This window comes from Leptotrichia sp. OH3620_COT-345, from assembly GCF_003932895.1.
Lineage (GTDB): Bacteria > Fusobacteriota > Fusobacteriia > Fusobacteriales > Leptotrichiaceae > Pseudoleptotrichia.
Genome location: NZ_RQYW01000012.1, coordinates 26,262 through 37,841 on the forward strand (window position 1 = coordinate 26,262; position 11,580 = coordinate 37,841).

At 30.7% G+C, this 11,580-nt stretch carries 9 protein-coding genes; 8 read left to right on the forward strand and 1 reads right to left on the reverse strand.

All coding sequences use genetic code 11. The annotated features are described in order from the left end of the window. Positions 1-48 precede the first annotated feature (48 nt). Genes EII29_RS08060 through EII29_RS08080 form a run of 5 tightly spaced genes read left to right on the forward strand, consistent with a single transcriptional unit; the run spans position 49 to position 5,248 of the window. Positions 49-1,968, forward strand: a complete 1,920-nt coding sequence (locus EII29_RS08060) for a hypothetical protein (RefSeq protein WP_125237018.1) — start codon at positions 49-51, stop codon at positions 1,966-1,968. Next, positions 1,952-2,818, forward strand: coding sequence for a hypothetical protein (locus EII29_RS08065; protein WP_125237019.1), 867 nt, complete (start codon positions 1,952-1,954; stop codon positions 2,816-2,818). The genes EII29_RS08060 and EII29_RS08065 overlap by 17 nt, the downstream gene beginning before the upstream one ends. Next, a complete protein-coding gene (locus EII29_RS08070) occupies positions 2,815-3,564 on the forward strand; it encodes a DUF6339 family protein (RefSeq protein WP_125237020.1) in 750 nt (249 codons plus the stop codon). Before EII29_RS08065 ends, EII29_RS08070 begins: the two co-directional genes overlap by 4 nt. A gap of 60 nt (positions 3,565-3,624) precedes the next feature. Continuing rightward, positions 3,625-4,548: a hypothetical protein gene (locus EII29_RS08075; RefSeq protein ID WP_125237021.1), complete on the forward strand. Its 924-nt coding sequence runs from the start codon at positions 3,625-3,627 to the stop codon at positions 4,546-4,548. Positions 4,549-4,570: 22 nt separating this feature from the next. Further along, positions 4,571-5,248 (forward strand): hypothetical protein, encoded by a 678-nt coding sequence (locus tag EII29_RS08080; protein ID WP_125237022.1) that lies wholly within the window; start codon positions 4,571-4,573, stop codon positions 5,246-5,248. Between the two features lie 186 nt (positions 5,249-5,434). On the opposite strand, the gene glpK is transcribed toward EII29_RS08080, so the two are convergent. Then, positions 5,435-6,976 carry a glycerol kinase GlpK gene (glpK, locus tag EII29_RS08085; protein ID WP_125237023.1) on the reverse strand — a complete coding sequence of 514 codons (1,542 nt, stop codon included), beginning with the start codon at positions 6,974-6,976 and terminating at the stop codon, positions 5,435-5,437. Between the two features lie 395 nt (positions 6,977-7,371). Between glpK and EII29_RS08090 the strand changes: the two genes are divergently transcribed. The 3 genes from EII29_RS08090 to EII29_RS08100 all read left to right on the forward strand — a co-directional run bounded on the left by EII29_RS08090 (position 7,372) and on the right by EII29_RS08100 (position 11,402). Then, on the forward strand, positions 7,372-8,409 hold the full coding sequence (locus EII29_RS08090; protein WP_125237024.1) for an ABC transporter substrate-binding protein: 1,038 nt from the start codon (positions 7,372-7,374) through the stop codon (positions 8,407-8,409). 187 nt (positions 8,410-8,596) lie between these two features. Then, entirely contained in the window at positions 8,597-10,312 is a 1,716-nt protein-coding gene (locus tag EII29_RS08095; protein WP_125237025.1) for an iron ABC transporter permease, read from the forward strand. A gap of 25 nt (positions 10,313-10,337) precedes the next feature. Next, positions 10,338-11,402: an ABC transporter ATP-binding protein gene (locus EII29_RS08100; protein ID WP_125237026.1), complete on the forward strand. Its 1,065-nt coding sequence runs from the start codon at positions 10,338-10,340 to the stop codon at positions 11,400-11,402. Positions 11,403-11,580: the final 178 nt, after the last annotated feature.

Here is an 11,580-nt window from a genome sequence, read left to right on the forward strand (position 1 = left end):
TAAAAATAAGGAGGGCAAAGCTGAATAATTTTATTTCAGTTAAATATTATGAGTATAAATTGGAATTTCCCCGAGAGTAACTACTCTCAAAGATTCGGAATAAGTGAAGCGGGTATTGAAACTTTCAGAGGTTCCCTATTCGGCTCACTGGCAAAAGAAATATGTCAAAATTCTCTTGATGCAAGACTGAATTTTTCGGAACCTGTCATCGTTGAATTTTCAAAATTTGAGATTAAAATCCAAAACATTCCGGGTTACTTAATATTAAACGACGCTTTAAACAAATGCTTAAATTCAAGTTCAGATAAAAAAGCAAAAAAATTTTTTAAAAATGCCTGTAAAAAAATGGAAACCCAGAAGATAGGAATATTAAGGGCAAGTGATTTCAATACTACAGGTTTAAAAGGAGCAAAGGAATCGAATATATCCATTAATCCTTGGCAAAGTCTTATAAAATCTTCAGGTATTTCAGATAAAACTTCCACTTCAGGAGGAAGCTACGGCATAGGAAAATCAGCACCTTTTGCCTGTTCGGAAATAAGAACTATATTTTATACTACTTTTGATACTGAAAATATTTTAGCAACTCAAGGAGTTTCAAGACTGATTTCTTTTCCGGCAAGTGATGATAAACTTACTCAAGGAATAGGATATTACGGAGAAACTAAAAAAAATACCCCTATTTTTAAAGAACTTAATCTGGATAATTCTTTCAAAAGAAAAGGTCAGACAGGAACAGATCTCTATATAATAGGGTTTCTTGAAAGGGAAAAATGGAAGGAAGAACTCATTTCAGCCGTACTGGAAAACTTTTTGATAGCCATTTATAATAAAAATCTTATTGTAAAAGTGAATGATACCTTAATTTCAAAAGAAACACTCAAAGAAACAATAGAAAATCTTAAAATAGGTGAAAAAAAGAAAAATCTTACTATAAACGATTACTACAAAGTATTGACAGCTACATCGGAAATTAATAGCGGAAAAAATGCCTTCTTCTTAGGAGATACTTTTAAAAATCTTGACGATTTTGAACTAAAAATTTTATATGAAGACCTCAATAGAAAAGTTTTAATTTCAAGAAGCAACGGAATGAAAATTTTTGATTTGGACAGATTTCCTTCCTCATTACAATTTTCAGCAATTTTTACATTGACAGGGGAAAAACTCAATGGTTATTTTAGAGAAATGGAAAGCCCTCAACATGACAGCTGGCAACCTGACAGACATTCAGATGAAAATGCTAAAGTTATGTTAAAGGAATTAAAGCAGTTAATAAGGAGTAAAATTGTTGAATTAGGAAAAAATACAGTTGCAGATCAGATGGATGCTGACGGTATAGGAGATTTTCTGCCTGATGATCTCGTATTTCTTGAAAAGAAAAAAGAAGATGAGAAAATTGATAAAGTAAGCGATAAAACTAAAAAAATTGAATTACAGTCTGTGGATGCACCTCCTAAAAAAAGAAATGACAAAGTTCCTCCTAAAAGTCGAGAAGAATTTAACGATGCTTCATCAACGGGAAATTTCCCTGACGGAACGCCTGAAACAGGAGATATTCCTTTCGGAATCAATAAAACTGAAGAAAATAATCTTGAAAAGGAATTTTCTATAATTAAAGATGAAAACGGATTTTTAAAGGTCAAAAAGATTTCCATTGTTTCAGATGCAAATATACGTCTGATTTTAATGAATAAAAAACTTAGAAAATACAAACTTGTTATTCTTCCAAAAAAAAATATTCCTGATGCCTGTGTAAGAATCAGTCTTTCAGGAGAACAAACCAATTTAAAGGCAAAAATCAGAAATGCCTATGAAAATGATAATGTATTAAATCCTTTAAGAATTAATCAGGATAAAATTTACATGAACAATCTTGAAGAAAATCAAAAATTTTCATTATCATTTATTCTAAATTATTCTGATGATTGTTCAATGGAGGTAGAACTGTATGAATATAGAGTATAAATTGTATCCTTACCCTGTGCTGAATTATTTTTCCGACGACTATATAAATTCAATTTTTACTTCAAATTTAAGTGTAAGTAAACAGGGAAACAGTATTATTCTGGATTTAACGGCAAATACTGATGATGAAGGATTAATGGAACTTATAGGAAAAGGATTGGCTGACTATGTCTTCCATATTGAATGTTCTTCCACGTCTTACAGAAACATTGTAAAATCCCACTCAGGGAAAGAAACGATAACAATCCCTGAATCTAAACTGGATAACAAAGTAAATATATGTTTCTTTATTGTTGCAAAAAAAGATTTGGAAAATTACTCCAACAAAAATTTTAATCAGGATTATGAAGGAATCTCTTTCAACATAGATAAAGCCAATATTTTAGCTATTGCACGACAGTTCAACATAGATATTGAAAAGGAAAAGGATAATCTTGCTCAAGTTCCGTCAATCTTTCTCATAATAAAAAAAGAATCCGATAAAAAAGACGGTATTGAGATAGATATGCTTCAGGATAAGCTGCAAATTTTCCTCAGTAAAAGAGATTATGAACGATATGCCCTCCTTTCCAAAGGCAGTTATCAGCCCCTACTTCATTCTTCAATTATTTTTCCGGCATTAATTTATGTTTTCGAAAATCTAAGAAAATCGGATTTGGAAACTTTTGAAGATTTCAATTGGTTTAAAACCGTAAAAAAAGTTCTATACAACATAGATATTGATTTAAATCAGGAAACTTTGGAAAGAGAATATTCATATGATTTGGCTCAAAAAATAATAAACTACCCCGTAAGCAGAAGTCTTGAAGCTATGCTTACATTTGAAACCGAAGAGGAGGAAATTGAATGAAACTCGAATTTTTAAGAGAAATACCTCTTGAAACATTAAGAAAAAATGTAGAAAATAATTTTTCAAATTATTCCATGCCCACAAATGAATGGATTTTCAGCTTTTTTGAAAATCAAGCTTCCCCTTTCCTTGAATTTAAAAAAGAGGTTCCTGATTTTGAGTTGAATATGTCTTATGAAAAACCTGAAAAAAGTGACATTGAAAATATTAAAATTTTGTATAATGCCTTAAAGGATTTATCCGTAGTTGAAGCTACAAATGAAAATTTATGGTCAGGAATGGCACACAGCAAATTTTGGAACTACATGCAATATCGTTTATCTCTTGATAAAAATAAATCTTATGTAAATAATATAAAAAATTCATTTTTCTTTTCACATGGTAAAAAACGTTCCCTTATAGAACATGCTTTATCAAGATTATGGTGGGCAGGAAAAATGACTTATGATGAAAACAGGACAGATCCTTTTGAACTGCTTCAGGTATTTAATGTTGATTTCAGAACTAAACTGCTTTATCTGTTTTCAAGTAATTTCAGTAACAACCTTAAAATTACAAGGGCATTTTTATCTGCAATACTTGACTTTGAAAAAAACGGAGTTAAGATAAAAAGAGAAATTTTCAATGAAACTGTAATGTACCTCAATATTTTAGGAGGAACATATATTCTTGACTATTTTGAAGAAAATGAACTGAAAGATAAAATTACGAAAAAAATTGACAGTTTACTCCTTACTGTTGATTAATTTTAAAAAATATAGTCATAACATAAAATTTAACTTTTAATAAAATTCAATATATAATCAATGAAAAATTCGACAATATATTTTAACAAATTTAAAAAAGGAGAAATACCTGAAGAAAAAAGTGCCCTTGAAATTTTAGAACAAATTTTATCAGATAGAAATAAAAGAAATATAAAAAAGCTTTCATCTGAGAACGGAAATACTACTAAAATACCTATCAAAAAGTCAAAAGAGAAGAATAAAGAAAACACATTTACTTCATATATAACAATAAGAACTAAAGAGTCTAAAGCTCCCCGTCCGTTTATCCCCAGTCCAAGTGTCGGAGGAGCAATAGCTCTTTTTAATAAACAGCAGGAAAATATTTTAAAAATGATAGAAAATAATGCCCCTAAAAAAGATATTTTAAAAGAATTGGCTATGTTAAGTCATATAGGCGGTTTTTCATCTGAAAGTCCCTATGAAGGTCTGTATGTGGCTACTAATAAAGAATTAAGAAAAAAATTTATTGATGAAAGAAATAATCTGTATCTTGATAAATTTGATCCTGAAGGTTGGAAAAATATAGAAAATCATGAAGTATATAAAAAAGCTGTTAATGATATTGTTAAAAAAGCAGAAGAAAACTTCTGGAAATATGGAAGAGAAGAAAGAGTGAAAAAAGGAATAGAATTTGCAAAAGAATATAATGTCGATAAAATTAAAAAATTGGAATATGCTTTGGGAAGATCAGTTATAATAGGAAAAATAAAAACTTCCGTAACTGAAAATAAAAACGGAAAATATAATCTCCGCATTTATGTAAGATATAATCTGTCTGATAAATTTCAAAGAATAATAGGAGATAAAATTCCTATTGAATGGGGAAAACCTTATGATATGGTAGGTCCGTCACAGGAAAAAACTATATACGAAAAAACTTTTAATAATAAACGGGACGCCCTTTCTCATCTCAATAGAATGAGAAAAGAATTAGTAAGATAATTTCACCTTTGGAGGATAATATATGAAAATATTTATACAGTTTATTTTTATTCCTTTAGCACTAATTATAGGTATATCAACTATATTTTATATACCTTTTAAAGCTCGAAAAGAACCTATAGACTTAATATTACCAAAAGGATACGAATTATTGCTATATAAAAACGGTATTATAAAATTAAAAATTTATGATTCATATTTAAGCTCAGAAGAATTTTTAAATTCACAGAATTATAAAACCTTTCCTGCTGACAGAAATTCCGACATAAGATATAAAAGAAGCATATTTACAGTAAGTAAGCTGGCAAGATATATAAAAAAATATGAAGAAAACGGGGAAACTTTTTATTATGATTATGTAGGATATATTACTGATGAAAAAGTTGAAATAAAAAACAGAGGGGGAAACATCCGAATGGAAAAAAGTAATAAAAACTTGGGATATTTTTACTCTGATGACAAAAATGACATAATAAAATTTGGAGTATCGGAAAAGGAACTTAAGGAAAAATACGGAAAAGATGTTATTAAAAAAATGAAAAACTCTAAAAAGATAATGAAAAAATATGGAGATGACGGAGTAGGAAACAGGGACATTCAAAATGGTGTTTACATCAGAAGTATTTGGATTTGGATAATTATAAACTGTTTATATTATTTAACTTCATATTTTAAAAAGAAAAAACTATCAGAAAAATAAAATTTAAATATAATTATGTTATATTCCGCCTATTGCGGATTTTCCCAAGTTTTTTTATAAAATTAAACTATATATTACAGCAAAGTATATCAAAAAATTTCAAAATAACACTATTTATACTTATATGACTTTTATTTTGTTTCCCTCTCCTAATATTAATTCTAAAAATTACAATTATAATATTTTTTATTCACCTTCCCATCTTCCGGCTCTTTCAACTGCTTTTTTCCATTCCCTGAAATATTTATCCCGAAGTTCTTCCTTTAAATCAGGTGTAAATTTTCTGTCCATTTTCCAATTTTTCCTTATATCCTCTTTATCTTTCCAGAAACCTACTGCCATCCCTGCCAAATAAGCTACCCCCAATGCCGTTGTTTCAGAAATTTCAGGTCTTAAAACATTTACATTCAATATATCTGCCTGAAACTGCATTAAAAAATTATTTGCAACTGCTCCTCCGTCCACTTTTAAAGAAGACAGTAGTAATCCTGAATCTTCTTCCATAGCTTCAATAAGGCTTTTTGATTGGTAAGCAATAGACTCAAGTGCCGCTCTTATTATATGATTTCTGTTTGAACCTCTTGTAAGACCGACTATAGTTCCTCTTGCATACATATCCCAGTAAGGCGAACCCAGTCCTACAAATGCCGGCACAAAATATACTCCCCCGTTATCTTCTATTTTCGTTGCAAAATATTCAGTATCTGCAGCATCACTAAAAAACTTCATTTCATCTCTAAGCCACTGTATTGCCGCTCCTGCTATAAATATACTTCCTTCAAGGGCATATTCGATTTTTCCGTTTATTCCCACTGCAATAGTAGTAATAAGCCCATTACGAGATTTTATACACTTATTCCCTGTATTCATTAGCATAAAACAACCCGTACCATATGTGTTTTTAGTATCTCCTGTATCAAAACAGTTTTGCCCGAATAATGCCGCCTGCTGATCTCCTGCTATTCCACATATAGGTATAATTGTTCCATTTTCTTCTCCCATTGTAATTCCCATTTTTGTATACCCGTATATTTCACTTGAATTTCTTACTTCAGGAAGCATATTTTCAGGTATATTAAGTTCTTTCAGGATTTTTTTATCCCATTCCAATTTTTTAATATTATAGAGCATTGTACGTGATGCATTTGTATAATCAGTAATATAAACTTTTCCTGCAGTCAGTTTCCAAACAAGCCATGTATCTACGGTTCCGAAGAGAAGCTCTCCTCTTTCAGCTTTTTCCCTTACACCTTCTACATTATCCAGTATCCATTTTAACTTTGTTCCTGAAAAGTAGGCATCTATTCTAAGTCCCGTATTTTCCTTCACATACTCTTCCAGTCCCTTTTCCTTCAACTTTTCACATATGTCCGCAGTTCTTCTACATTGCCACACTATTGCATTATACACGGGTTCTCCCGTATTTTTGTCCCAAACTATCGTTGTCTCCCTCTGATTTGTTATTCCTATCCCTGCCACATCTTTCAGTGAAATCCCCGCTCTTGCTATTACTTCGGTCAGTACGGATCTTTGAGTAGCCCATATTTCCATAGGATTATGTTCTACCCACCCCGGTTCAGGATATATCTGGGTAACCTCCCTCTGTGCTAATGAAACTATATCTGTACTTTTATTAAAAATTATTGCTCTGGAACTTGTTGTCCCCTGATCCAGTGCTATTATATATTTTCTTGTCCCGTATATTTCCTTTATTTTTTCATTATTCATTTTCATTCCACCCTTTCTTAACTTTTCCTTTAACTAAATTATATCTTTTGAAATAAAAATGTCAACTGTAAATTTTAAAAATTCAGGTTGTTTAACTTTCATATGAAAATATAAACTCTGAAAATTGATATGATGATTTCCAATTTTTATTTGATTGAAATTAAAAATAAAATTTTACTTCAAAATTTATTATTTTTTTATTATATATAAAAATTAAATTCAAAAAAGTATAAAATAGAAATTTTATTAAAATTTAGAATAAAAGATGATTTTTTATTGACATATTCAAATAATTAAGGTATATATTATTGGGTATTAAATTTTATTTATAACTTACATAATCTAAATTAAAATGAATAATTTTTTAAAATATATTAAAATTTTAGGAGGAAAAAATGAAAAAGATACTTTTATCTGTTTTACTAATAATTTTTGCATTGTCATGCGGTTCAAGTGACAATGGAGATTCTGGAGGTAAAGACGGAAAAGGAAAATTACTGTTTTATGCAGGATTGCAGGAAGATCATGCAGCACTTATCGCTCAGGAATTTGAAAAAGAAACCGGGATTAAAACAGAGTTTGTAAGATTAAGCAGTGGAGAAACATTGGCAAGATTAAAAGCTGAAAAAGATAATATGACTGCTTCAGTATGGTATGGAGGTCCTGTAGACGGTATGGTTGCAGCCATTGATGAAGGACTTATTGAAAAATACATTTCATCTGAAGCTGCAAATATTAAACCTGAATATAAAAATGCTGAAGGTTACTGGACAGGGATATATGTAGGATATTTGGGATTTGTAGGAAATAAGAAAATGCTTGATGAAAAGAAAATCCCTATGCCCACATCATGGGAAGATTTACTTAAACCTGAATACAAAGGAGAAATAGTTGTAGCTCATCCGGGATCTTCAGGAACTGCTTACACAATGCTTGCGACTCTTGTGCAATTAATGGGAGAAGATAAAGCAATGGAATACTTGAAAAAATTTAATGGACAGGTAAGACAATATACAAAATCAGGAACTGCTCCGGGAAGAATGGTCGGAACAGGAGAAGCCACTGTAGGGATTACATTCTTACATGACGGTATCAAATATCAGAAAGAAGGATACAGCGACATTATTTTAGCTTCACCAAGTGAAGGTACAGGATTTGAAATAGGAGGAGTTGCTCTTCTTAAAAACGGACCTGATCAGGAAAACGCTAAAAAATTCATCGACTGGGTACTTTCTAAAAAAATACAAGAATTAGGGAAAACTGTGGGTTCATTCCAATTCCTTACAAACAAGGATGCTGTAAATCCTGAAGAAGCAAAAACGGTAGAAAATGCTAAACTTATAAAATACGATTTTGATTGGTCAGGAAAAAATAAGAAGAGATTAGTTGAAAGATTTACAAAAGAAACAAATACAGCTGTTCCTAAAGAATAACTGAATTTTTAAAACAATTTGATACTAAATTACAAAATACTGGAGCTGTTTCAAATAGAAAAATATTTCTTCCCTTTTATTTAAAGTTTACTTTATAAATCTAAGACGGAAAACGGGCTTTAAATATGGAAATGAAATAATCTTTCACTTTGGACTTCTCCAGTAAATTTTCTTAACGGAGGAAAAAATGAGTAATGATTTTAAACTGAAACTAAATCACGAATTAAAAAATATAAGAAAACTTATAAATGATCCTACATTATTACTGACAATTATTTTTTCTTTGGCTGTTGTTACATTTTTCGTATTAGTTCCTTTATGGAACATATTTCTGGAAAGTTTGAAAGTAGATAAAGGAAAATTCGGTTTTGGAAATTATGTAGAATCCCTCACTTCAACAGGAAACTTTCAAGTAATAGTAAACACAATTTTGCTGGGCTTTGTGACATCCGCTATTTCTTTAATAATAGGATTCTTCTTTGCCTACGTATCTGTATATATTAAAGTTAAAGGAAAAAAGATCTTTGATTTTATTGCAATGTTACCTATAATCTCACCTCCTTTCGTCATTGCACTGTCGGCAATAATGTTATTCGGAAGACAGGGAATTATTACAAATAAACTACTGGGTCTTAAAGGATTTGAAATATATGGATTTCACGGTCTTGTACTCGTACAGGTTTTGAGTTTTTTCCCTATTGCATATATGATGCTTGTAGGGCTGCTTCAAATGATCGATCCGTCAGTGGAAGAAGCTGCAAGATCACTGGGAGCCTCAAGATTCAAAGTGTTTTCCACCGTTACATTCCCTCTAATGGTACCCGGACTTGCAAATGCTTTTCTGCTCGTTTTTATACAATCCATTGCGGATTATGCAAATCCTTTTGTAATAGGAGGAAAATTTACTACAATTGCTGTAAAAATATTTCAGGAAGGAGTCGGAAATTATGAGTTGGGCATAGCAACTGCACTTTCCATAATACTCCTTTCTCTATCAATTACAATGTTTACAATACAAAGATATTACATTAACAAAAAATCTTATGTTACGGTAACAGGAAAAGTTTCAAGAGAAAGAGAGCTTATTAACAGTAAAAAAATAGTAACTCCCGTATTTATAGCACTGTTGATTTTGACATCATTCGTAATAGCCATGTATATATTAATACCTTTAAGTTCATTCGTAGAAATATTCGGTATAAAAAATAACTTTACTCTTAAACATTACAGAGAAATTTTCAGATTCAAAAACAGGATTGCTCCTATAATCGCTACAACAAATTTATCATTCTGGGCAACATTGATAGCAAGTATTTTTTCAATGATTATCGCATTCCTGATTGTCAGAAAAAACTTTATAGGAAAAACTTTTATAGAGTTTACGACTATTATGGCACTCGCCATACCGGGAACAATAATAGGTATAGGTTATGCTATAAGCTATAACAGAGTATACAAAATTCCTTTCACAAATATAACTGTAATTCCTACACTTACAGGAACTGCATTTATTATTGTAATGGCATTTATTATAAGAAGCCTGCCTGTAGGAGTACGTTCAGGAATGAGTGCATTAAATCAGATCGATCCGTCTATTGAAGAAGCTTCTACAATACTCGGAGCATCAAGTAGACAGACATTTTTTAAAGTTACTATCCCAATGATAAGGGAAGCTTTCCTCAGCGGTCTTATATACTCTTTTGCAAGAAGCATGACTCTTGTAAGTACTGTAGTATTCCTTATTTCGGCAAAATGGAAACTGTTGACTCCTGAAATAATGAATCATATTGATCAGGGAAGAATAGGAATCGCTTCAGCTTACTGTACAATTTTAATAATAATCGTATCAGCATTTATGATAACTGTAAAAATACTTATGTCGTTTACAAATGCAAAAAAATAACTGAAAATAACCAAAGGAGAGCGAAATGAACGAATCAAAAAACTTAATAATAAAAAATCTGTCAAAAACGTTTATAACAAAATCAAGAAGAGTGGATGCCGTAAAAAATGTAAATTTGTCAATTAATTCAGGAGAATTTGTCTGTCTTCTCGGACCGTCAGGATGTGGGAAAACAACGGTTCTCAGAATGATTGCAGGATTTGAAATACCTACTGAGGGAAGTATCGAAATAGGAGGAAAAGACATTGCTTATCTAACTCCTGATAAAAGAGGAATTTCAATGGTTTTTCAAAACTACGCTTTATTCCCTCATATGAATGTCTATGACAATATCGCTTACGGTCTTAAACTTCAGAAAAAAAGTAAAAGTGAAATAGATGAGCGTGTGCATAAAATACTGGATTTAATGAAAATGGAAGATTTTGCCGAACGTGTTCCGTCACAAATGTCGGGAGGTCAACAACAAAGAGTTTCTCTTGCAAGGGCATTAATAATGAATTCAGCTGTATTACTGTTTGATGAACCTTTGTCAAATCTTGATGCAAAATTAAGACTCCATATGAGAGATGAAATAAGAAAACTTCAACAGGAAGTTGGAATTACTTCAATTTACGTGACTCATGATCAGGCTGAAGCAATGGCTCTTTCAGATAAAATCATTTTAATGAAAGACGGTGAAATTGTTCAAATCGGAAGTCCTCAGGAAATATATCAAAAACCTAACTGTGAGTTTGCTGCTAAATTTATCGGAAGAGCAAACATACTGGATGCAAAAATTGTTCAAAAAGGAAATGATTTTACAAAAATAAAATTACTCGGTTCGGAATACAATGTTCCTGAAGTAACTGAACATAACACAGATGATGATGTAAAAGTTGTTGTAAGACCTGAATCTATTGATTTTTCCAAAAATATGAATACACTGAAAGTCACAAAAAGCGTATTCATGGGAGAAAATCACGAATATGAAGTTCAATATGAAAATGATATAATAGAGATTATACTCAGTAATCCTCATGGAAAAGAAGTAAAAAAAGTAGGAGAAATGCTGACTTTCGGAATTGATGAAGAAGCAATACATATATTATAAATAACTATGAGGGCAATAGTAATATTGCCCTCATAATCTTTTTTACTTTTTGATATCTCTTTCATAAAATCTTGTAATTATAATCACATCTCAGTAAAATTTTTTCTCAATCTTTTTTGTAAAAAATATCAAAGTAAAAAATTACTCGACACAAATTATTTTATACTCAACTTTCTTC

Bases quoted from the DNA above. Each gene is read 5' to 3' on its own strand.
- EII29_RS08065 (WP_125237019.1), top strand. From the start codon at position 1,952: ATGAATATAGAGTATAAATTGTATCCTTACCCTGTGCTGAATTATTTT.
- EII29_RS08070 (WP_125237020.1), top strand. From the start codon at position 2,815: ATGAAACTCGAATTTTTAAGAGAAATACCTCTTGAAACATTAAGAAAA.
- EII29_RS08100 (WP_125237026.1), top strand. From the start codon at position 10,338: ATGAACGAATCAAAAAACTTAATAATAAAAAATCTGTCAAAAACGTTT.
- EII29_RS08090 (WP_125237024.1), top strand. From the start codon at position 7,372: ATGAAAAAGATACTTTTATCTGTTTTACTAATAATTTTTGCATTGTCA.
- EII29_RS08080 (WP_125237022.1), top strand. From the start codon at position 4,571: ATGAAAATATTTATACAGTTTATTTTTATTCCTTTAGCACTAATTATA.
- EII29_RS08075 (WP_125237021.1), top strand. From the start codon at position 3,625: ATGAAAAATTCGACAATATATTTTAACAAATTTAAAAAAGGAGAAATA.
- EII29_RS08060 (WP_125237018.1), top strand. From the start codon at position 49: ATGAGTATAAATTGGAATTTCCCCGAGAGTAACTACTCTCAAAGATTC.
- glpK (WP_125237023.1), bottom strand. From the start codon at position 6,976: ATGAATAATGAAAAAATAAAGGAAATATACGGGACAAGAAAATATATA.
- EII29_RS08095 (WP_125237025.1), top strand. From the start codon at position 8,597: ATGAGTAATGATTTTAAACTGAAACTAAATCACGAATTAAAAAATATA.